The 22,204-nt window shown below is 66.9% G+C and carries 14 protein-coding genes; 7 read left to right on the plus strand and 7 right to left on the minus strand.

Going from position 1 to position 22,204, the window contains the following annotated elements; genetic code table 11:
• Positions 1 to 7: 7 nt before the first annotated feature.
• Positions 8 to 1,492, plus strand: coding sequence for a DHA2 family efflux MFS transporter permease subunit (locus K8O92_14410; protein ID UAK34909.1), 1,485 nt, complete (start codon positions 8 to 10; stop codon positions 1,490 to 1,492).
• A 42-nt stretch (positions 1,493 to 1,534) separates the two neighbouring features.
• Here the strand turns inward: K8O92_14410 and K8O92_14415 are convergent, their stop codons facing one another.
• The 6 genes from K8O92_14415 to K8O92_14440 form a co-directional block, all read right to left on the minus strand.
• Positions 1,535 to 2,161: a Uma2 family endonuclease gene (locus tag K8O92_14415; GenBank protein UAK34910.1), complete on the minus strand. Its 627-nt coding sequence runs from the start codon at positions 2,159 to 2,161 to the stop codon at positions 1,535 to 1,537.
• A gap of 100 nt (positions 2,162 to 2,261) precedes the next feature.
• Entirely contained in the window at positions 2,262 to 3,875 is a 1,614-nt protein-coding gene (locus tag K8O92_14420) for a molybdopterin-dependent oxidoreductase (protein ID UAK34911.1), read from the minus strand.
• 172 nt (positions 3,876 to 4,047) lie between these two features.
• Complete coding sequence (locus K8O92_14425) at positions 4,048 to 5,841, minus strand: long-chain fatty acid--CoA ligase (GenBank protein ID UAK34912.1); 1,794 nt, start codon at positions 5,839 to 5,841, stop codon at positions 4,048 to 4,050.
• 118 nt (positions 5,842 to 5,959) lie between these two features.
• Entirely contained in the window at positions 5,960 to 6,877 is a 918-nt protein-coding gene (locus tag K8O92_14430; protein ID UAK34913.1) for an alpha/beta hydrolase, read from the minus strand.
• A gap of 12 nt (positions 6,878 to 6,889) precedes the next feature.
• Positions 6,890 to 7,738, minus strand: a complete 849-nt coding sequence (locus tag K8O92_14435) for an SDR family oxidoreductase (GenBank protein UAK34914.1) — start codon at positions 7,736 to 7,738, stop codon at positions 6,890 to 6,892.
• A complete protein-coding gene (locus K8O92_14440; protein UAK34915.1) occupies positions 7,735 to 9,264 on the minus strand; it encodes an NAD(P)/FAD-dependent oxidoreductase in 1,530 nt (509 codons plus the stop codon). The genes K8O92_14435 and K8O92_14440 overlap by 4 nt, the downstream gene beginning before the upstream one ends.
• Before the next feature lie 157 nt (positions 9,265 to 9,421).
• Between K8O92_14440 and K8O92_14445 the strand changes: the two genes are divergently transcribed.
• The 6 genes from K8O92_14445 to K8O92_14470 all read left to right on the plus strand — a co-directional run bounded on the left by K8O92_14445 (position 9,422) and on the right by K8O92_14470 (position 18,207).
• Entirely contained in the window at positions 9,422 to 9,967 is a 546-nt protein-coding gene (locus K8O92_14445) for a TetR/AcrR family transcriptional regulator (GenBank protein UAK35702.1), read from the plus strand.
• A gap of 207 nt (positions 9,968 to 10,174) precedes the next feature.
• Entirely contained in the window at positions 10,175 to 12,199 is a 2,025-nt protein-coding gene (locus K8O92_14450) for an NERD domain-containing protein (protein UAK34916.1), read from the plus strand.
• Between the two features lie 218 nt (positions 12,200 to 12,417).
• Positions 12,418 to 12,681 carry a hypothetical protein gene (locus tag K8O92_14455; protein ID UAK34917.1) on the plus strand — a complete coding sequence of 88 codons (264 nt, stop codon included), beginning with the start codon at positions 12,418 to 12,420 and terminating at the stop codon, positions 12,679 to 12,681.
• Between the two features lie 764 nt (positions 12,682 to 13,445).
• Positions 13,446 to 16,130 carry an ATP-binding cassette domain-containing protein gene (locus K8O92_14460; protein ID UAK34918.1) on the plus strand — a complete coding sequence of 895 codons (2,685 nt, stop codon included), beginning with the start codon at positions 13,446 to 13,448 and terminating at the stop codon, positions 16,128 to 16,130.
• Entirely contained in the window at positions 16,127 to 16,903 is a 777-nt protein-coding gene (locus K8O92_14465) for an ABC transporter ATP-binding protein (GenBank protein UAK34919.1), read from the plus strand. Before K8O92_14460 ends, K8O92_14465 begins: the two co-directional genes overlap by 4 nt.
• 59 nt (positions 16,904 to 16,962) lie before the next feature.
• A complete protein-coding gene (locus K8O92_14470) occupies positions 16,963 to 18,207 on the plus strand; it encodes an ABC transporter substrate-binding protein (protein UAK34920.1) in 1,245 nt (414 codons plus the stop codon).
• Between the two features lie 116 nt (positions 18,208 to 18,323).
• Here the strand turns inward: K8O92_14470 and K8O92_14475 are convergent, their stop codons facing one another.
• Positions 18,324 to 22,115 carry a multifunctional oxoglutarate decarboxylase/oxoglutarate dehydrogenase thiamine pyrophosphate-binding subunit/dihydrolipoyllysine-residue succinyltransferase subunit gene (locus tag K8O92_14475; protein ID UAK34921.1) on the minus strand — a complete coding sequence of 1,264 codons (3,792 nt, stop codon included), beginning with the start codon at positions 22,113 to 22,115 and terminating at the stop codon, positions 18,324 to 18,326.
• Positions 22,116 to 22,204 lie beyond the last annotated feature (89 nt).

Raw genomic sequence — 22,204 nt, forward strand, 5'->3', positions numbered from 1 at the left:
GAACTACATGTCCACCCAACGCAATCCGTGGCCGGCGCTGCTGGCGCTCGTCGTCGGCTTCTTCATGATCCTGCTGGACATGACGATCGTCGCCGTCGCCAATCCCGCGATCATGACGAGCCTGCACGCCGACATCTCGCAGGTGATCTGGGTGACCAGCGCCTACCTGCTCACCTACGCGGTGCCGCTGCTGGTCACCGGGAGGCTGGGTGACCGATTCGGGCCCAAGAACATCTATCTGATCGGCTTGGCGGTGTTCACCGCCGCGTCGCTGTGGTGCGGATTGTCCGGCAGCGTCGGCATGCTGATCGCCGCGCGCGCGGCACAGGGCATCGGCGCCGCGCTGATGACACCCCAGACCATGGCCGTGATCACCAGGACTTTCCCGCCGGACCGGCGCGGCGCCGCCATGGGTCTGTGGGGCGGCGTCGCGGGGCTGGCGACACTGGTCGGCCCGATCCTCGGCGGTGTGCTGGTGGACGGTCTCGGCTGGGAGTGGATCTTCATCGTCAACGTTCCGGTCGGCATCGTCGCCTTCGCGTTGGCGGTCTGGCTGGTGCCCACGCTGCCGACCCATGAGCACAAGTTCGACATCCCCGGCGTACTGCTCAGCGGCATCGGGATGTTCCTGCTGGTGTTCGGTATCCAGGAGGGCAACAGCTACGACTGGTCGTTGCGTATCCGGTTGCTGATCGGCGCGGGCCTGGTCGTGCTCGCGGTATTCGTGGTCAACCAGGCCAGGAACAAGGGGGAGCCGCTGTTGCCGCTGAGCCTGTTCCGCGACCGCAACTTCGCGCTGTCGAATGCCGCGATCGCCGCGATGGGCGCGGCGGTGACCTCCCTGATGGTGCCGACCTACTTCTACCTGCAGGCCGTGCGAGAGATGTCACCGACCGAGTCCGCGCTGGTCTTCGCGCCGATGGCGATTGTGACCGGCGTCGCTGCCCCACTGGTCGGCAAGTTCGCCGACCGGCTGCACCCGAGGACCGTGCCCACCATCGGCTTCGGTCTGTTCGCGCTGTCGGTGTTCTGGTTCGCGGCGTTGATGCGACCGGATTCGTCGCTGGCGTGGTTCTTGGTGGCCGCAGGGCTGGCCGGCTTCGCCAACGCCTGCATCTGGGCTCCGCTGGCGACCACCGCCACCCACAACCTCCCGGTCCAGCAGGCCGGCGCCGGCGCCGGCATCTACAACACCACTCGTCAGGTGGGCTCGGTGCTCGGCAGCGCGGCGATCGGCGCGCTGGTGGCGGCCCGTATGACGGCGAACGGGCTGGGCGGCGGACCGGTCGCCGAGGGCGGCGCGGGCCAGGGCCCGATCCCGGAGGTCGTCGAGGATTCCTTCAGCACCGCGCTGAGCCAGTCGACCCTGCTTCCCGCGGCAATCCTGCTCCTCGGCGTCGCCGCCTCGGCTCTGTTCATCCGCCACGGCGCGTCCGCTCGCGCCGGTGCACCGGGCTCGGTGGAACCGGTCGAGGCCGATCTCAGCAGTTGAGCCGTCGGTGATGCCCGTCCGGAGGATGTCGCCGGGCGGCCATCAGCGTGCCAGCACTCCGAGTCTGCCCCAATCGATTGTTATCTCGATCGGTACATCGATGACAGTCGGTGTATCGGTCGGCTCCAGCTTCATATGCGGTCGATACTGACCGAGCACATGGTCGAGCACGTAGACCTCGATCGAATCGACGCGATTGTTCGACACCCAGGCGATCCAGTACCACGGGATCCCGGCCAGCGCATACTCCGCGAACTTGTCGGCCGTGTCCACACGCTCGGTGCCTGGGGAAACAACTTCGATCACCAGCTTGACCAGCGAAGCGGGCAACGGCCGAAGTTCGGGCGGGGCACACTCGAGCAGTGCGATGTCCGGCCGTCGAATCGTCACCCTCGGCAGCTCCCACAGCAGCACATCGAAATCCATATCGACGTCCAAGCAGCCATCACGGTATCGGTTGATGTGAGCTTCGGCAGCGGTCTCGACGAAGTCGGCTATCCGGCGAGCGGACTTCTGATGCGGCCGCGTAGGCTCGTCCGCCCGCACGGCTTCCCCGTTCACCACCTCTACCAAACGGCAGAAATTCTCGGGAAGCTTCTTCCAGATCTCCAACGTGATCGGCGCCGGCTGTAGGTTCTCTTCTCGCGCCCAATCCAGAATCTCGGACAATGCCCCCTCCTCGAACGGCCGACGACTACCGGACCCGCTCGATCCTATCGGGTCCATGAGCGTTCACGGCCTGTCACTACGGACCATCCCGCGATCCGAGTCAGCCCACGCTGACCGTGACCGAGGGGTGGCCGGTGGCGCCGTCAGGAATCACGTCGCGGCGTTCGGCGGTCTGGGTTTCGCCGGTCGCGTCGGTGGCGCGGGCGCGGATGGTGTGCGGGCCGGAGGTGGCCTCCCAGTCGAAGACCCACTGGCGCCAGGTGTCGATGGATTGTTCCGCGGAGAGACGAGCCTGCTGCCAGGGGCCGTTGTCGATCTGAACTTCGACCGCGCGGATGCCGCGATGCTGTGCCCACGCGACACCGGCGACCGGAACGCGGCCGGGCTGGAGGCGACCGCGGGCGCGGGGGGTGTCGATGCGGGTGCCGGTCTTGATCGGGCCGAGCGCCGACCAGCCGCGACGGGTCCAGTACGCGGTGGCGCGGTCGAAGCGGGTGACTTCCAGTTCGGTCACCCATTTGGTGGCCGAGACGTACCCGTAGAGACCGGGCACGACCAACCGGGCCGGGTAGCCGTGCTGCACCGGCAGGGGTTCGCCGTTCATGCCGATCGCGAGCAGAGCATCGCGTCCGTCGGTGAGCGCCGCCAGCGGAGTGCCCGCGGTCCACCCGTCGGCGCTGCGCGAGAGCACCATGTCGGCGTCGGGGTGCGGCCGGGCCTCGGCGAGCAGTTGATCCACGCGGTAGCCGAGCCAGCGCGCGTTGCCGATCAGGTCGCCGCCGATCGGATTCGACACGCACGCCAGCGTGACCATGCGCTCCTCGATCGGGCGGCTCGCCAGATCCGCCCAGCTCAACCGGATTTCGCGGTCGACCATGCCGTGGATGCGCAGCTCCCAGTCGTCCTTGGACACCTGCGGAACGATCAGCGCGGTATCGATCCGGTAGAAGTCGTCGTTCGCGGTGAGATACGGCGTCAGTCCTGGGAGACGAAGATCCACGCCGGGCGCGAGAGGCTCGGTGGGGGCGGTCGGCTCCGGCAAGCGCACGGCGGCGCGCTCACCGGAAACGTCGCCGCGCCGCGCGCCGAGCATTCGTCCGCCGACCCCGGTGACCACAGCCAACCCGCCGGTCACCAGCAAACCCTGCAGGACCTGCCTTCGTTCCGGCGACCGACGCTGCGATGTGCCGATGACCGACGAGGCGTGGTCCCGGCCCGGTCCTGCCGGCGCGGCTTCGTCCACGGCGAGTTCGCCTCCGTCCGAGCGGGTCTCGGCAGATGACTCTTCGATCGCCACGTCGATGCGACGGGTCAGCGCCCGCAGCGCATAGATGCCCACGGCGACGCCGACGACAGTCGGCAGCGCGGCGGACAGACCGCCGCGCGCGACGGCCGCCCACACCGCGACCACCCCGAAGACGGCGAACAACCACGACCCGGCGGCGCGGGTTGTCCGTTCGATCGCTCCTGCCACTGCGGCGACCAGCACCGCGATAGCACCCATGACCAGGTACAGCACGGCCTTGTCGTTCGTGCCGAACGTGGTGATGGCCCACTCGCGCAACCCGTCGGGCGTGTGGTCGACCACCGCCGAGCCGAGCGCGTTGAGCGGAGCGCGGTCAGGGCCGGAGAAAGCCGCGAACAATTCGGCCACGCCCAGCGCCAGTCCCGCCGAGACGACCCCGGCCACCACGCGCAATCGCAGATCGGCCATGGAATCGAGACTACTGCCGGTCGGACCCCGCGGCCGATGCCCGAAGGACGATCACCACGTCGGTTACCGTCTTGTTCCGGCGCCCGATCTGTCTTCGGATGCGCTGTGGCACCTCCGCACACGCGAAAGGCGCTGTCCGCGAACAGTTCGCGGACAGCGCCTTCGGCGTTGCTCAGTGGTAGATGCTCGCCACGTCGTCGGCGTGCTGCTTCATCACGACCGCGCGCTTGAGCGACATCTTCGGGGTGAGCTCGCCGGTCTCCTGGGTCCAGTCGATGGTCAGCAGACGCGTCTTCTTGATCTGCTCGGCGTGCGAGACCTTCTTGTTGGTCTCGGCCACCGCCGCGTTCACCTCGGCGAGCAGATCCGGGTTTTCGATCAGCTTCTCGATCGGGGTATCGGCGGGCAGGTTGTGGCGTTCCTTCCAGCCCGGCAGCGACTCCGGATCCAGCGTGATCAGCGCGCCGATGAACGGCTGGCCGTCGCCGACCACCATCACCTGGCTGATCAGCGGATGCGCGCGCAGCGAGTCCTCCAGCAGCGCGGGGGAGACGTTCTTGCCACCGGCGGTGACGATGATCTCCTTCTTGCGGCCGGTGATGGTGATGAAGCCGTCGCCATCGATCGCGCCGAGGTCACCGGTCTTGAACCAGCCGTTCTCGAACGCGTCCTCGGTGGCCTCCGCGTTGCCCCAGTAGCCGCTGAACACGACCGAACCGCGCAGCAGCAGCTCGCCGTCCTCGGCGATCTTGGCGGCGTGGCCCTCGATCGGCCGCCCGACCGAGCCGACCCGGATGTGTTCCGGGGTGTTGACCGCGATGGCCGCGGTGGTCTCGGTGAGACCGTAGCCCTCATAGATGGTCACGCCGACGCCGCGGAAGAAATGGCCGAGCCGCGCACCGAGCGGACCGCCGCCGGAGACGGCCGCCTCGCACTGGCCGCCGAGCGCCGCGCGCAGCTTGCTGTAGACCAGCTTGTCGAACAGGGCGTGCTTGAGCTTGAGGCCGACGCCGGGGCCGCCGTTGTCGAGCGACTCGCTCCACGCGATCGCGGTAGCGGCGGCTGCGTCGAAGATCTTGCCCTTGCCGCCGTCGTGCGCCTTCTGCTTGGCGCTGTTGAACACCTTCTCGAACACCCGGGGCACCGAGAGGATGAAGTGCGGGCGGTAGCTGCCGAACTGCTCGACCAGGGTGGACCAGTCGGCGGTATGCGCGACGATCACCTTCGCGTCGAACGCGGCCAGCGCGACGGCGCGGGCGAAGACATGCGCCAGCGGCAGGAACATGAGGGTCTTCTTGCCCTCGGTGACGTACTTGTGCAGCGCGATCCGGTCGGATTTGGACTCCGCGTACAGGTTCGCGTGGGTCAGCATGACGCCCTTCGGGCGGCCCGTGGTGCCCGAGGTGTAGATCAGGGTGGCCGGCGACTGCGCGCCGACCTGAGCGCGACGGTCGTGCACGGCCTGGTCGTCGGTGTCGGCGCCGCGGCCGATCAGTTCGTCCAGCGCGCCCTTGTCGATCTGCAGGATCTCCCGCAGGTCCGGCAGCGACCCGGATTCGATCTCGTCGATCACCTTGCGGTGCTTGTCGCTGTCGAGGATCAGCAGCTTGGTGGCCGAGTCCTGCAGGATCCACTTGGCCTGCTCGGCGGCGGAACTGTCGTAGATCGCGACGGTGCAGCCGCCCGCGGCCCAGATGGCGAAATCGAGGACGGCCCACTCGTAGCGCGTGGGGGCCATGATGGCGACGCGATCACCGAGTTCCAGACCCGAAGCGATCAGGCCTTTCGCCACGCCGGTAACGGTTGCCGCGAACTCGGCGGCGGTGACATCCCGCCAGCCGCCACTGCCGTTCGGCACGTTGAACAGCACCGTGTTCGGCGACTGCTCGGCATGGCGGAAGACGTTGTCGGAATTGTTCGCGTCATCCGGAATGGTGTAAGAAGCCGGGACTTCGAACTCTCGCATCAGTGCCCTTCCACGTGGGTTTACTCGCCAGTAATCTACGACACCTGCGCCGGGGCCGTGAGGTCGACCACCGAAATCGCCTCCGTACATCACCGCAGGGTAGGGACCCGCACGGGTCTCATCCTAGTTCGCGCAGGTCCGCCGGTTGAATCGCTTCGCGAAGGAACCCGGCGAGTTCGCCCAGCGCGGCCGCGGCGGGCGCCGCCAGGGCGGCCTGCAGCTGTGCGACGTGCCACAATCCCTTGCTCTCGGTGAAGCGGACGTGCACACCCGCCGCGCGCAGTGCGGCGACCAGTGCGACGCACTGGTTGTGCAGCAGTTCGCTGACGTCCACCTGCACGTAGGTCGGGGGCAGGCCACGCAGCTCGCCGGTCAGCGGGGCGTAAGCCGGATCGGCGGAGTCGCCCTCGCCCAGGTAGGCGGCAGCACAAGCGCGTGACCACGGCTTGTTGATCACCAGGTCGCGTTCTCGCTCCGGGATCTCGTTGGGGTCGGCCCACGGTGCGATCAAGCCGAGCGCTGCCGGGGTCTGCCCGTGCCGGGCGATCAGGCGTTGCGCCAGCGCGAGCGACAGGCCGCCGCCCGCGGAATCGCCGGAGACGGCGATCCGGCCCGGCTGCAAGCCCGCGCTCGCCACCAGTTCCAGGAATGCCGCCTCGGCGTCGTCCAGGGCCGCGGGAAACGGGTGCTCCGGCGCGAGGCGGTAGTCCAGCACGTAGACCGCGTAGCCGGTGTCTCGCGCCAACCGGGCGGCCAGCGAGCGGTGCGTCGCCAGTGAGCCGACCGCGTAGCCGCCCCCGTGGAGATAGAGGACCGCGCCGTCGTCGGACGTGTCCGCGAAACCGATCCGCTCGGCGGGCCTACCGCCCAGCCGCAGCGGCCGCACGACGGCGCCCGCGGGCAGCAACTGCGCCCGCGAACTCACGTCGAGTAGCCTGCGCTGCATCGGAAACGGCAACCGCTTGTTCAGCGTGACCCGGAAGATCGGATTCAACACCGCCCGCGCGAGGGGCAGCGGAAGGTTCATGTCTCGCATCGCCGTTCCTCGTCAGGGCAGGAAGCGGCGTTCGACGTTGGCCGCGATCCGCTGGTAGCCCGACGCGGTCACCCGCACGAACAGATCCAGCAGCTTGGCCTCCCAGCCGATCAGCACGCGGCCGTGCCCCTTGCGCACGCCCTCGGTAATGGTCTGCGCCGCCATCTCGGCGGTGTGGATGGCCAGTTTCTTGTCGAACATCGAGGCGGCCGACTTGCTGTCGATGCCCTCGGCGTAGGTGGCGTTGCGCGCGACCGCGGTCTTGATGCCGCCGGGGTGCACACAGGTGACCCGCACCGGATGCCGCGCGACCAGCATCTCCTGGCGCAGCGACTCGGTGAAGCCGCGCACCGCGAACTTCGCCGCGTTGTAGGCGCTCTGGCCGGGGATCGCGATCAGGCCGAACAGGCTCGACACGTTGACGATGTGGCCGTCGCCGGACTCGATGACCATCGGCAGGAACGCCTTGGTGCCGTTGACGACACCCCAGAAATCGACGTCCATCACGCGCTCGAAGTCCTTGTACTCCGAACGGATGACCTCGCCGTGGTGGGCGATGCCCGCGTTGTTGTAGACCTGGTGCACCGTGCCGAAGTGCGCTTTCACCGCGTCGGCGTAGAGGATGACCGCTTCGCGTTCGACCACGTTCACGCGGTCGGACTTCACCTGCGCGCCGAGCTGCTCGCAGCGGCGCGTGGTCTCGGCCAGGCCCTCGACGTCGATATCCGACAACGCCAGCTTGGCGCCGCGCCGGGCCAGATTCACCGCCAGCGCGCGGCCGATCCCGGAGCCCGCTCCGGTGATCACACAGACCTTGTTCTTGAAGTAAGCGTCGTTCTTGAAGTAAGCGTCACTGCTCACGATGCCACTGCTTTCAAATCGGCTCGGGAAATGGAGATGTCATACGCCGCCACGTCGAAAGTCCTGGTGAGCCTGCGGAATTCGAAGGTCCAGTCCGGCCACAGCGTGGTGTTGTTGCCGTGCTTGTCCAGGTACCAGCTCGAGCACCCGCCGGTCAGCCAGACGCTTCCGGCCAGCTTCGCCTGCAGTTCGGAGTTGTAGGCATCCTGCACGTCGCGGCGCACTTCCACGGTACGCAGGTCCAGGCGGTCGATGGTGGCCAGTGCGTCGGCGATGTAGTTGATCTGCGATTCGATCATGTACACCATCGAGGTGTGCCCGAGGCCGACGTTCGGACCGAGCAGGAAGAACAGATTGGGGAAGTTGGCGATCGAGGCGCCCTTGTAGCCCTGCTGGCCGATCTCGTCGAACACCTCCGACAGCGTGCGGCCGTCGCGGCCTGCGATCGTGTCGTAGGTCGGCGAATCGGTGACGTGGAAGCCGGTCGCCACGATCAGCGCGTCGATCTCGCGCTCGGTGCCGTCCTCGGTGACGATCGAGTTCTTGCGCACTTCGGCGATGCGATCGGTGACCACGTCGACATCGGGTCGTGTCAGCGCGGGGTAGTAGTCGTTGGAGATCAGCATTCGCTTGCAGCCGATCCGGAAGTTCGGCGTGACCTTGGCGCGCAGTTGCGGATCGCGGATCTCGTAACGCAGCTTGGCCTTCGCGATCGCCTCGAACAACTGCATGAACGCGGGGAACTTGGCCAGGCCGACCACTTGGGTCTCCCGTGCGGCATAGATCGCCGCGCGAGATAGTCGCTGCAGACCCGGCACGTGCTTGAAGGCCAGTCGCTCGGCCTTCGTGTACGGGCGGTCCAAACGCGGCAGCAGCCACGGCGCGGTGCGCTGGTAGACGTCCAGATGGCCGACCTTCGGGGCGATGGCGGGCACGATCTGGATGGCCGACGCGCCGGTGCCGATGATGGCGACCCGCTTGCCGGTGAGGTCGGCGTCGTGGTTCCAGCGGGCGGAGTGGAAGATCTCGCCTTCGAACTCTCCGATGCCCTTGATGTCCGGCAGCGCGGGCTCGCACAGCGCGCCGACCGCCGAGACCACCGTGTTCGCGGTGAAACTGCCCTTGCTCGACTCGATCTCCCAGAGCGCGGTCTCGTTGTTCCAGCGGGCGCTGGTCACGTCACAGTCGAAGATGTGCTTGTCGCGCACGTCGTAGCGCTTCGACACGTCCTGGATGTACTGCTGGATCTCACCTTGGCGGGAGAACGACCGCGACCAGTCCGGGTTCAGCGCGAACGAGTACGAGTACAGGTGCGAGGGAACGTCGCAGGCCGCGCCGGGGTAGGTGTTGTCGCGCCAGGTGCCGCCGACATCGCTGCCGCGTTCCAGCACGAGGAAATCGTTGCGACCCTGCTGGGTCAGCCGGATGGCCAGACCCAGACCCGCGAACCCACTGCCGATGATGATCGTCCTGGCGTGGCGCGTGGGCCGACTGGCGACAGCTTTGTCTGTGACCTTGCGACTCATATACAGCAGCCTACGGCGCTATTGAGCACCAGTCAACAGTGTATTGACTTCCGTTCAGTAGGATGGGCCGGTGACCACAACCCAGCCAGACGCCCCCAAGCGCACGCGGCTCAGCCCCGAGGAGCGCCGGGAGCAGCTGATCACTCTGGGTGCCAAGATGCTCGGTGAGCGCGCCATCGAGGACATCTCGGTCAGTGAGATCGCGGCCCAGGCCGGCATCTCCCGCGGGCTGCTGTTCCACTACTTCCCGACCAAGCAGGATTTCCAGCTGGCGATCGTGCACCACGCCAACGCCGAGCTCCTCGAACGCGTCGCCCCCGACCCGAGCCTCGGTCTGTTCGAGATGCTGCGCGACTCCATCGAGCGCTACATCGAGTACGTCACCGAGAACCGCACCTCGTATCTCGCGCTCCTGCGTGGCCCCACCAGCGTCAGCCCCGAGCTGGCTCCGTTGGTCGACCAGACGCGCGACGCCATCATCGGCATCATCCTCGCCGAAACGCCGGTGCCCGTCTCCGAGTCCGACCACCCCCGCCTCATGCTCGCCATGCGCGGCTGGATCGCGTTCGTCGAGGAGTCCACCCTCACGTGGTTGCGCACCGAGCCGATTCCGCGTGAACAGCTCATCGATCTCTTGGTCGAATCCTTGATCGCCATAGCGTTTTCGGTCGACCCCGCTTTGGCGGCCGCATTGCGCAGCTGACCGCGGGCCTTCGGCCCCGGCTTACGGCGAAGCGAGCCGTGGTGGGCCGAGGGTGAGCCCCGTCACCACCCTCTGTCGCCACGCTGTCCGCAGCATGCCCTTTTGTCGCCAATGCCCTGCTCTTACAGTGCCTTTCGATTTTGTACCGCGTGCACGGGCGCATACCTTTGGGTGGTCGATGGTGTGGGACGGCGATGGAGGCCGCCGATGTTGGTCATCAATGAGCGAACGACGGCGCCGCGCTCCGAGCAGCGTGTGCTCCACTGGATGCGGAACTGGACCGGACAGTACGTCATTGTGGGCCTGGCGATCTCCGGGTGCTACTTACCCGACCGCGACCGCAAGGGCGAGACGCAGGAAGCCGATCTGGTGGTGATCACACCGCGGGCCGCGGTGGTGATCGAGGTGCGCGACACCGTGCCGGAAGCCACCACCGGCGTCCTCTCGGTGCAGGCCAACGGACGGTGGCGACTGTCCGGCTTCGCGGGCGACCCGATGCAGGTGCGCGACAACGACAGCAGCCCGTTCGATCAGGTGACCAGCAACGTCGTCAACCTGCAGGCGCTGGTCCGCAAACACCACGCCGAAGCTTCCGTCGACGGGTTGATCGTCGTGGTTCCGCCCGACGAATCGTCCCTCACGCTGAACATCGAATCGCGTCGCCGCGGTTGCGGAGTAGTGCTCGGAGCCGGCGCCGTCGACCTCCGTGCCTGGTTCCACCGCACCGCCGGACGCAAACTCGTCTGGACCGCCGAACGCACGCACACCCTGCTCGCCGATTTGAACCTGGGCGATCAGGTGACCGTCGATGATCTGGTGGCGGACGGTTTCCCGCCGGAACAGAAGTTGCGGGCCGGGACGCTGGCGGCGCTGGACAGCGTCACGCGCAGGACGCGTGCGGTCGACGGCAGCCATTCTATCGGGATCTCGGAAAAGGCTGAGGGACCGGAAGGTTCGGACGCGCCGTCAACAGAAAGCGTTCTCGAGTCGTCGGCCGTGGCACCCCTTGCTGCGCAACCGACAGCATCCGAGCACTCGGAGCGCGATGTCGAGCCGGACGAAGTCGATCGAATAGCATCGGGGGCAGAACGATCGACGCCTCCGTTGTCTGCGATGCCCGCGCGGCCGCGAACCGACGCTTCGGAGCCCGACGCCTCGGAACCTGATATCAAGGAACCCGAAGTCTTGGAGCCCCTGCCGCCGACGCAAGGCAGTGCGCAAAGCGGACAGCACGTGAACGGATCCTTGTCGACGGCTCAGCAGTCGGTCGAATACGTGGACGTGCCCGACGACACCGCCGAGGTGACCACGGCACATCCCGCCCAAACGCCGCCCGATGCGCGGACACGACCGGCCGAACCGGACCCTTTCGCACCGGAATTCCTCGCGCCGGAACCCGCAACGTCGGAGCCCGCGTTGCCGAGTACGACCGTCCATCCCGATCTGGACGATCGCGAAGAAACGCACCACTCGTCGTCCTCTCCGGAGCATGCGCAGCCGCGCGGATCCGTGGAGGTGCCAGAAGATGACCACGCGCAATGGACGGCGAAGCCGCCTCGCTTCGAAGGCAGGCTCGCGGTGCGACCCGCGCGAGAGGAACCTGTCGAGCCCGAATCCTATGCACCGGAACGCTCCGCAACAGGATTCGTAGCGTCGATACGGCCCGTCGCGGCCGAGCCCCACGCACCGGAACCAACAGAATCCTCGCCCTCCGGCGAGGCACTCGATCCGGCTGCACAATCAGCGCCCGAACCGTCGTCGTTCACGGATAGCTGGTCGTCGTGGATCGAACCCGCTCCCGATCGACCACTTCCCCCGCGCCCCACACCGGCACCTCCGCCGAACCGCCCCCCATCGTGGTCCACGCCCAGTCCCCAACCTGAGCCATTGCGCCGCCCCTCGCCAACCACTGTCCTCGAGCGCCGCCCCCGAATCGCGGACCTCCGGCGCATAACCACCCTGCCCGCACGTACCCCCGGCCGCCCATCCGAGAAATCGCAGCCACGCGGCCACCGCTCCCAACAAATCGCCGCGGTGGCACTGATCGTGCTCGTCATCGGCACCATCTGGGTACTGGCCGCCTCCTGCTCGACCCCGACAGGCGGCGCTGTGCGACCGTCACAAGCCCCCGTACCCATCACAGAGGAAGTTCCTCCACCGCCGACCGCCACGGAAACCCCGGGCCGCATGAACCTACTGCCTTTGTGTACCCCGCTCACGCCCAAGTGCTGACTTCTGTTGCCGGGCACGCGGGGCCCATGCTTCTCCATCACGATCTTGGCCTGCTCGCTCGCGCCATCGGCGTCACCGAGCGCGGTGGCGATCGGTGAATCCCGCAAAGACTCGAGGCAGTCCGCGACCTCCAGACGTGGCGTCTTCACTGGATCCTTGACGTGATCCGATACGCGGCCCACGCGCGGCGGTACCAGGCGAAGCCGGAGGCTGATGAGGTGACCGCGCTGCTCCGCGCCTTCTCGGACTCGTCGGTTCCCGTGCCGCGCGCGACTGAGTTCCAGTATTGGTCGGTCAGTACCGGGACCTGCGGCGGCAAAGCGCCGTTTTGTGTGAGTGTCGGTGCGATGGAGGTATTCGTCGTCTCCGACGACCTGTCGGGCTTTCTCAATGTCCGCCGCAGCCTGCTGATTCCCACTGCGGAGGCGCAGCGTGAATTCCTGCGGCGGCATACTCCGCCACGAAAAGCGCTGGCACCGTAGCCTAGCCGCCTGGGTTTCAGTACGGCACCGAACCTTTGGATGATGCGGGCGTCGGTTACGCTGCGCGAAGGCGCCCTCGTAGCGTCGCCGCGCTCGGAACTGTGCACAGAGGTCGGCTTCACATCGGAAAGCCGTGCGAGGAAACGGCCATAGACGACGCACTTCTCCGCCGTGACAGTTCGGCCCAGTCAGGCGTGAACGGTCGTTGCTCCGGAAACGTGAAGCCGGGCCGAACCACTCCGCCGGAGGGAGTGATCTGGCCCGGCTTTCGGATCAGGGACTACCAGTTGGCTCGAACGCTTCGGCGATGATCTCCACCTGTTCCACCGTGGACCTTGCTGGCCCCCGGGGAGCGGGGCGACATGGGCGCGGCGGGAGATACGGCACGCAGTTGGCCGTTCGGCAGATAGCTGAACTCGGCGGCTGAACCATCGACCTCGCCTTCCGACTTACGTTTTGGTCCTGTCGAATTCTGTTGCGAGGCAGAAGCCAGGGGATTGCCTGGCGTGGCGCGGGACAACGATCAACACTGACTGGCACGCGTTGACCCCAGTGCGTGTCATCTGTTCATCGAACACCGGAGACGGCATGAACAAGTCGATCGTCCAGTTGCTCCTCGATAGAGCCATTTATACCAAAGAGCGCTGACACCCCTTTCGTGTGGGGTGGTCACGCGATAAGCAGCCGACCCGGTCGGGCCGGACTGCGCCGACGCCTCCGCACGGTCTCGCCGTGTCGATGATCAGCGAAAATTGGAGTACATCATGGCAGATCTCTTGCCGTTCGTGATCGCGGGAATCGTATCCGGCTCGGTCTATGGACTGGCCGCGGTGGGTTTGGTGCTCACTTACAAGACGTCGGGAGTCTTCAACTTCGCCCACGGTGCCATGGCTACGGTGTCGGCGTACGCGTTCTACACATTGCACGTTGTCAATGGCGTCGCCTGGCAGCTGGCCGCCGCGATCTGTGTTCTCGGCGTCGGTCCGGCCTTGGGGTTGGCGCTGGAGTTGCTGGCCCGTGTCGTCGACCGGGCGACAGTGGAATTGCGAATCGCCGCGACGGTCGGCATTCTGCTGGTTGTCGAGGCGGGGGTGACGCTGTTCTACGGGCGGACGACGACACGCATCGTTCCGATCTTTCTGCCGCAGGGGGGATTCGCCGCCTTCGGTGTGCGGGTGCAGTGGTCGGATGTCACCACGTTCGGGGTCGCGGTAGTCGCGACCGCCGCGTTGTCGGCCGCGCTGCGGTTCACGCGACGCGGCATCGCCATGCGTGCGGTCGTGGGGAATGCGGCCTTGCTGGACCTGGCCGGAACCAGCCCGGCCGGCACGCGACGATGGGCCTGGTGTGTCGGCACGGGGTTGGCGTCGCTTTCCGGCGTGCTGTTCGCGCCGTTGATTCCGCTCGATCCCATGCAGTTGACGTTGCTGGTCGTCCAGGCGTTCGGAGCGGCGGCCATCGGCCGATTCACCAGTTTGCCATGGACTTTCGGCGGAGGACTGCTCATCGGGGTGCTGGCCGCGCTGGCCACTCGCTACTTCACCACCGGGCTCGCTGCGGGAGTTCCCGCCGCATTGCCGTTCTTGGCGCTGTTCCTCGTATTGCTGGTGATGCCGCGTCGGTACCTGGTGGACCGGGACCGGGCAGTCCGGCGGATCCGATCCGGCTGGACTGCTCCGCCACTGTTGCAATCCGTTGGCGGGGCCATGGTGTTCGTGGTGCTCGCGCTGGTTCCCTCATTCGCGGGCATCCACCTGACGGATTGGACCGTGGCCCTGGCGATGACGCTCGTCCTTCTGTCGCTCGGCCTGCTGGTCCGGACGTCTGGCCAGGTCTCGCTGTGCCACGTGGCGTTCACCGCGATCGGCGCCTGCGCGTTCTCGCACTTCGCTGTCGATTGGGGGTTGCCCTGGCCGCTCGCGCTCATCGGTTGCGGACTCGTCGTCGTGCCGATCGGTGCGGTGTTGTCGATTCCAGCCATTCGCCTCAGTGGCCTGTATCTGGCGTTGGCGACCTTCGGATTCGGCGTCGTGCTGCAAGTGATGTTCTACTCCCGGCCCTATATGTTCGGCACCAGTGGTCTCGGCCTGAAGATGCCGCGCCCCAGCGTATTCGGGCTCGACTCCGACCCGGCGTTCTACCGGCTCGTGCTGGTGCTGGCCACGGTGGGCACCCTGCTGATAGTGGCGCTGGACAAGAGCAGGCTGGGACGATTGCTCCGGGGTCTGGCCGAATCGCCGACCGCCTTGCGGACCAACGGTGTCACGATCGAAGTCACGCGCGTTCTCGTCTTCTGCGTTTCGGCATTCCTGGCGGCGTTGGGAGGCGCACTCGCCGGAATGGCCCGCACCACCGCCTCGGCGATCGATTACCCGCCGCTGCTGTCGGTCACCTATTTCGCGGTCATCGTCATCGTGGTGGGCCGGGAGCCGTGGTATTCGCTGCTGGCCGCGGCGGCGCTGGTCCTGGTGCCGTCCTATGTCGCGGTCGCCGGGATGTCGCAGTGGCTCCAGGTCGTGTTCGGCATCCTGGTGGTGCTTCGTGCCGCCACCGCGAGCCGCCTGGAGGTACCCGGACCGATCCGGTCCTGGCTGGACAGCGCGTTTCGCCGCGATCGGTCATCGGCGGTCGTCGCGGCGGAAACATCCACCGCGCAGCCCGCAACGGAGCTGGCGGTTCGCGATCTTTCGGTCCGCTTCGGTGGTGTGGTAGCCGTCGACGGCTTCTCGTTCGCGGCACGCACCGGGCGGATCATCGGGCTCATCGGCCCTAACGGGGCGGGCAAGACCACCACGTTCGATGCCTGCACCGGACTCGTCCAGGCCAGCGGCGAGGTGCGACTGCAGAACCGGGTGATCAGCCGAGCGTCGACCGCACACCGGGCGCGGCTCGGCATCGGGCGAACCTTTCAGCGGACAGAGCTGTTCGATTCCCTTACCGTCGCCGAGAACGTCGCGATAGGAGCCGAAGGCCCACTTGCCGGGGCGAACCCGCTGACCCAATCGGTCGCGGCCCCTGGGCACTACCACAAGACGCGCACCGCCGCGGCCTCCGCCATGGCGTTGTGCGGTATCGAATGCCTCGCGCATTCTCGTGTCGGCGCACTGTCCACCGGGCAGCGAAGACTGGTGGAACTCGCCCGATGTCTTGCCGGGCCGTATCGGATCCTGTTGCTCGACGAGCCGAGTGCGGGCCTCGATCGTTCGGAGACCGCGCTCTTCGGGCAGATCCTGCGGCATGTCGTCGCCGCACGCGGCGTCGGAATCGTCCTGGTCGAGCACGACATGTCGCTGGTGCTCGAGATCTGCGACGAGATCTTCGTACTCGACTTCGGTCACCTGATATTCCGGGGCTCGCCCGCGCAGGTCCGGGCTTCGGAGGTGGTGCAGCACGCCTACCTCGGCGAGCCGGTCACCGTCGAGCGCAGGCTGAAGGAACCCGTAGCATGAGCGGCACCGATTTCGCACTCGAATTGCGTTCGATCACAGCCGGATACGGCTCCACGATCGTCCTCAATGACGTCGACCTGGCCGTTGCGCCTCGGTCGGTCGCGGCGTTGCTCGGGCCGAACGGCGCCGGAAAGTCGACGCTGCTGCGGGTGGCCTCGGGGCTACTCCGAGCTCGATCGGGGACTGTGGCGATCGGCGGGACCGACCTGACCCGCGCTCGCCCTGCGCGCCGTGCCCGCGCGGGCCTGTGCTTGATCCCCGAGGACCGAGGGATATTCGCGGACTTGACGGTCCGGGAGAACCTTCGCCTGCTGACACCTCCGTGGCGCCGAGGTGGCGCCGACGAGGCTCTCGATGTCTTCCCGGCGCTGCGGAGGACGCTTGATCAGCGGGGAGGCTCGTTGTCGGGCGGGCAGCAGCAGATGCTGGCACTGGCTCGCGCCTGGCTGGCCGATCCGGCGGTCGTCCTGCTCGACGAGGTGTCCATGGGCCTGGCTCCGCTGGTCGTGGACGAGATCTTCACGGCGCTGCGCGAACTGCGTACCACCGGCGCGGCGATCGTGTTGGTCGAGCAGTACGTCGACCACGCCCTGACGATGGCCGACCACGTGGTTCTGCTCAGCCGCGGCACGGTCGCGTTCGCCGGACCCACCGCGGACATCGACCGAGATGCCGTGCTGCAGAGCTATCTCGGCATGGACGGCGAACGCACAGACTTGCCGGCATCGCCGGCGGGACACCCACCCGGAACTGTTGCCGGGCCACGGGCGTAGCGAACATCCGGTATCCACAGAGGAGTGGAGCAATGAAGAAGAGAAGGTTTCTGTGGTGCGTGGCGCCGGTGCTGGCGGCAGCGCTCGCGCTCACGTCGTGTTCCGCCGACTCGACGAACGACGGGTCCACATCCATCGGCCCGGTGAAGGTGTCCGACGGCGGGCTCACGGGCGACCCGATTCTGATCGGGTCGATTTGCAGCTGCACCGGCCCGGCCGCCGGATCAGTGGGACGCGCCGGCGACGTGCTGCAGTCGTGGGCGTCGTGGGTCAACGATCGTGGTGGAATCAATGGGCACCCGGTCAAAGTCATCTCCTACGACGACGAGCAGAATCCGGCCACGGCGCTGGCCGTCGCGAAGAAACTGGTCGAACAGGACAAGGTTGTCGCCATCGTCGGCCAAACCAGCCTGGTCAGTTCGAGCTGGCAAAGCTACGTCGCAGGCAAGGGCATTCCGGTGATCGGCGGACAGCCGGTCGATGCCCCGTTCATCACCGATCCGAACTTCTTCGCCTCCGGCACCACGCTGCCGGTGCTGATGCTGGGCGAGGTGGCCCAGGCCAAGAAGGCGGGCGCGAAGACCCTCGGCGTCTTCTATTGCGCCGAGATCCCGGTCTGCGAGCAACTGCCGCAGATGCTCGAGCCGATGGCCGAACAGGCTGGTCTGGGATTCGCAGCGGAGAAAGTCGCGATCGCCGCGCCGAACTACATCGCTCCCTGCCTGACATTCAAAGACAAGGGTGTCGACGCCTTGTTCTCCGCTGTCTCGGTCGAGGCGATCTCGCGTATCGCGGCATCGTGTGCGCAGCAAGGTTATAAACCGGTGCAGGCTCCTCTCGGCACGGCCCTCCAGAAAGGGTGGGCGAAGGACGCGAATTTCGAGGGCAGCATCTTCGCGAGCTCCAACGCGCTGTACACCGACGAATCCATCGCGGCTGTCAAGGACTTCAATGACGCCCTCGACAAATACATTCCGGGGCTTCGGGATAGCGCGGACTTCAGCTCACCGCTGCTGTGGCCGTGGGCAGGCGGGCAGTTGTTCCTGGCTGCGGCAAAAACCGCCAACCTCTCCCCGTCTTCGACGAGCGCGGATGTGATCAAGGGGCTGCGCGCACTGCGCGACGAGACTCTCGACGGTCTCGCTCCGCCACTGACCTTCCCGGAAGGCAGACCGGCGTTCCCGTTGTGCTATTTCACCGGAAACACCAAAGGCGGTGCATTCCATTCCGACAACGGTGGTAAGCCGACGTGCATCGACGAGGCTACTGCCGCTGCGCTGATGAAAGCGCTCGCGCCGTCCTGATCGTCGGAACTGGCCAGGCCCCGGCTTTTCAGGCCGGGGCGTGGACTCCTTGGAAACGCGAAATCGGGCCGAATCGCTCTGTGGAGAGTGATTCGGCCCGATTTCAGGGTCAAGGACTACGCCGTCGGCTCGAACGCTTCCGCGATGATCTCCGCCTGCTCCACCGCGTGGACCTTGCTGGACCCCGAGGACGGGGCCGACATGGCGCGGCGGGAGATGCGGCGGAGTTTGCCGAGGCGGTCGGGGAGGACTTCCGGGAGGTTGAGGCCGAAGAACGGCCAAGCGCCCTGGTTGGCCGGTTCCTCCTGGACCCAGGCGATGTCGGTGGCGTTGGGGTAGCCGCCGAGTGCCTCGTTCAGGCGGTAGGTGGGCAGGGGGTAGAGCTGTTCGACGCGCACGATGGCCACGTCTTCGCGCTTCTGCTTGGCCTTTTCGGCGGCGAGCTCATAGTAGAGCTTGCCGCTGGTCATCAGGATGCGCTTGACCTTGGCCCGGTCGCCGATGCCCTGCTCGTAGGCCGGCTCGTCGAAGACGGAGCGGAACTTGCTCTCGGTGAAGTCCTTCAGATCCGAGACCACGGCCTTGTTGCGCAGCATCGACTTCGGGGTGAAGACGATCAGCGGGCGGCGGATGCCGTCCAATGCGTGGCGGCGCAGCAGGTGGAAGTAGTTCGCCGGGGTGGACGGCACCGCGACGGTCATCGAGCCTTCCGCGCACAACTGCAGGAAGCGCTCGATGCGGCCGGAGGTGTGGTCCGGACCCTGCCCCTCGTGGCCGTGCGGCAGCAGCAGCACGACGTCGGAGAGCTGGCCCCACTTGGCCTCACCGGAGGAGATGAACTCGTCGATGATCGACTGCGCGCCGTTGACGAAGTCACCGAACTGCGCTTCCCACAACACCAGGGCGTTGGGGTTGCCCAGCGAGTAGCCGTATTCGAAGCCGACGGCGGCGAATTCGCTCAGCGCCGAGTCGTGCACGGCGAACCAGCCCGGGTTCTCGCTGCCGATGTTGTGCAGCGGGGTGTACTCCTCGGCGGTCTTGCGGTCGATGATCACCGCGTGCCGCTGGGTGAACGTGCCGCGGCGAGAGTCCTGACCGGTCAGGCGCACCGCGCGACCCTCGTCGATCAGGGTGCCGAACGCGAGCAGCTCGGCGAAGGCCCAGTCGACCTTGCCCTCGTAGGCCATCTCGCGGCGCTTCTCCAGCACCGGCTTGACGCGCGGGTGCACGTTGAAGCCCTCGGGCACGTGCAGGAACGCGTCGCCGATGCGCTGCAGGATGTGCTTGTCGACGGCGGTCACCACGGACGCGGGCACCGGCTGGTCGCCTTCGACCGATTCGCTCGGTCCCGGTGAGTATTTCTCCAGCTCACGAACCTCGTTGAACACCCGCTCCAGCTGGCCCTGGTAGTCGCGCAGCGCGTCCTCGGCCTCTTTCAGCGAGATGTCGCCACGGCCGATCAGGCTCTCGGTGTAGGCCTTGCGGACCGAGCGCTTGGTGTCGATGACGTCGTACATGTACGGCTGGGTCATCGACGGGTCGTCGCCCTCGTTGTGTCCGCGGCGGCGGTAGCAGATCATGTCGATGACGACGTCCTTGCGGAACTTCTGCCGGAAGTCGACCGCCAGGCGCGCCACCCAGTCGCACGCCTCGGGGTCGTCGCCGTTGACGTGGAAGATCGGCGCGCCGATGAACTTCGCGATGTCGGTGGAGTACTCGGTGGAGCGGCTGTTCTCCGGCGCGGTGGTGAAGCCGATCTGGTTGTTCACCACGATGTGGATCGTGCCGCCGACCCGGTAGCCGCGCAGGCCACCGAGGTTCAGGGTCTCGGCGACGACGCCCTGACCGGCGAACGCGGCGTCACCGTGCAGCATCAGCGGCACGACCGAGTAGCCCTCCGGCCCGTCGCCCTTGTCCAGCAGATCCTGCTTGGCGCGGACCAGGCCCTCCAGGACCGGGTCGACCGCCTCCAGGTGCGAGGGGTTGGCGGTGAGCGAGACCTCGATCTCGTTGTCACCGAACATCTGCAGGTAGGTGCCTTGCGCGCCGAGGTGGTACTTCACGTCGCCGGAGCCGTGGGTGGCGGCCGGGTTCATGTTGCCCTCGAACTCGGTGAAGATCTTCGAGTACGGCTTGCCGACGATGTTGGCCAGCACGTTGAGCCGGCCGCGGTGCGGCATGCCGATGATGACCTCGTCGAGGCTGTGCTCGGCGCACTGGTCGATCACCGCGTCCATCATCGGGATGACGGCCTCGGCGCCCTCGAGCGAGAAACGCTTCTGCCCGACGTACTTGGTCTGCAGGAAGGTCTCGAAGGCCTCCGCGGCGTTCAGCCGGTTCAGGATGTACTTCTGCTGCGCGACGGTGGGCTTGGCGTGCTTCTGCTCGACCCGCTCCTGGATCCACTGCAGCTGCTCGGGATCGAGGATGTGGGTGTACTCGACGCCGACGTGGCGGCAGTACGCGTCGCGCAGAATCGACAGCACGTCGCGCAGTTTCATCTGCTCCTGGCCGTGGAAGCCCGCCACGTTGAACGTGCGGTCGAGGTCCCACAGGGTCAGGCCGTGCTGGGTGACGTCCAGGTCCGGGTGGCTGCGGAACTTGTCCTTGACCAGCCGCAGCGGATCGGTGTCGGCCATCAGGTGGCCGCGGTTGCGGTAGGCCGCGATCATCTCCAGCACGCGCGCGCTCTTGTCGACGCCGCGTTCGCGGATGTCCTTGCGCCAGCGGACCGGCTCGTAGGGCACGCCGAGACCGTGGAAGATCTCATCGAAGAAATCGTCGGAGATCAGCAGCTGGTGGATGGTGCGCAAGAAGTCGCCGGACTCCGCGCCCTGAATGATGCGGTGGTCGTAGGTGGAGGTGAGCGTCATCAGCTTGCCGACGCCCAGTTCGGCGATGCGCTCGTCGCTCATGCCCTGGAACTCGGCGGGGTACTCCATCGCGCCCGCGCCGATGATCGCGCCCTGACCGTTCATCAGGCGGGGCACCGAGTGCACGGTGCCGATGGTGCCCGGGTTGGTCAGCGAGATGGTGACACCGGAGAAGTCCTCGGCGGTGAGCTTGCCGTCGCGGGCGCGGCGGACGATGTCCTCGTAGGCGGTGTGGAACTGGCCGAAGGTCATCGCTTCGCAGCCCTTGATGGCCGCGACGACCAGCGACCGGTTGCCGTCCTTGCCGGGCAGGTCGATGGCGAGGCCGAGGTTGGTGTGCGCGGGGGTGACCGCGTGCGGCTTGCCGTCGACCTCGGCGTAGTGCCGGTTCATGTTCGGGAAGGCCTTGACCGCCTGCACGATGGCGTAGCCGAGCAGGTGGGTGAAGGAGATCTTGCCGCCCCTGGTGCGGGCGAGATGGTTGTTGATGACCAAGCGGTTGTCGATCATCAGCTTGGCCGGGATGGCGCGCACGCTGGTCGCGGTGGGAATGCTCAGCGAAGCGGCCATGTTCTTGGCCACCGCGGCGGCGGCGCCACGCAGCACCTTGGATTCGTCGGCAGCGGTGTCGGCCTGCTTCGGGCCGGAGGTCGGCGCGGCGTTCGACGTCGGCGCCGGGGTGGTCTGCGGGGTGCGCGCGGTCACCGCGGCCGGTTTGGCGGCGGCGGCGGGGGCGGGCTTGGCGGCAGCCGGGGCGGGCGCTTTCGGGGCCGCGGGTGGGGCGGGCTTGGCGTCGGCGGGCTTGGCGTCGTTGCGCGTGGCGGCGGGCTTGGTGGCCGTTGGAGCCGGTGCGGGAGCGGCAGCCTGCGCGGGCGCGGGCTGGCTGTTGCCGGAGTCGCCACTCGCGTCAGGCGTGTAGTCGGCCAGGAACTCGTGCCAGCTTTCGTCGACCGAGGATGGGTCTTGCTTGAACTTCTGATACATCTCGTCGACTAGCCACTGGTTCTGTCCGAACTGGGAAGTTGAGCTGCTCACAGCAGGTGTTCGCCTCTTTTCGTTCTTCGCGCTGCGACGTTTGTGACGTGCCCGGCACGGGGATCAGCGGATTGCGCGCCGATGCGCCC

The organism is Nocardia asteroides (assembly GCA_019930625.1).
Lineage (GTDB): Bacteria > Actinomycetota > Actinomycetes > Mycobacteriales > Mycobacteriaceae > Nocardia > Nocardia sputi.

Coding starts and splice junctions, on each gene's coding strand:
- K8O92_14410 (UAK34909.1), top strand. CDS start 8: ATGTCCACCCAACGCAATCCGTGGCCGGCGCTGCTGGCGCTCGTCGTC.
- K8O92_14420 (UAK34911.1), bottom strand. CDS start 3,875: ATGGCCGATCTGCGATTGCGCGTGGTGGCCGGGGTCGTCTCGGCGGGA.
- K8O92_14425 (UAK34912.1), bottom strand. CDS start 5,841: ATGCGAGAGTTCGAAGTCCCGGCTTCTTACACCATTCCGGATGACGCG.
- K8O92_14430 (UAK34913.1), bottom strand. CDS start 6,877: ATGCGAGACATGAACCTTCCGCTGCCCCTCGCGCGGGCGGTGTTGAAT.
- K8O92_14440 (UAK34915.1), bottom strand. CDS start 9,264: ATGAGTCGCAAGGTCACAGACAAAGCTGTCGCCAGTCGGCCCACGCGC.
- K8O92_14445 (UAK35702.1), top strand. CDS start 9,422: ATGCTCGGTGAGCGCGCCATCGAGGACATCTCGGTCAGTGAGATCGCG.
- K8O92_14450 (UAK34916.1), top strand. CDS start 10,175: ATGTTGGTCATCAATGAGCGAACGACGGCGCCGCGCTCCGAGCAGCGT.
- K8O92_14460 (UAK34918.1), top strand. CDS start 13,446: ATGGCAGATCTCTTGCCGTTCGTGATCGCGGGAATCGTATCCGGCTCG.
- K8O92_14465 (UAK34919.1), top strand. CDS start 16,127: ATGAGCGGCACCGATTTCGCACTCGAATTGCGTTCGATCACAGCCGGA.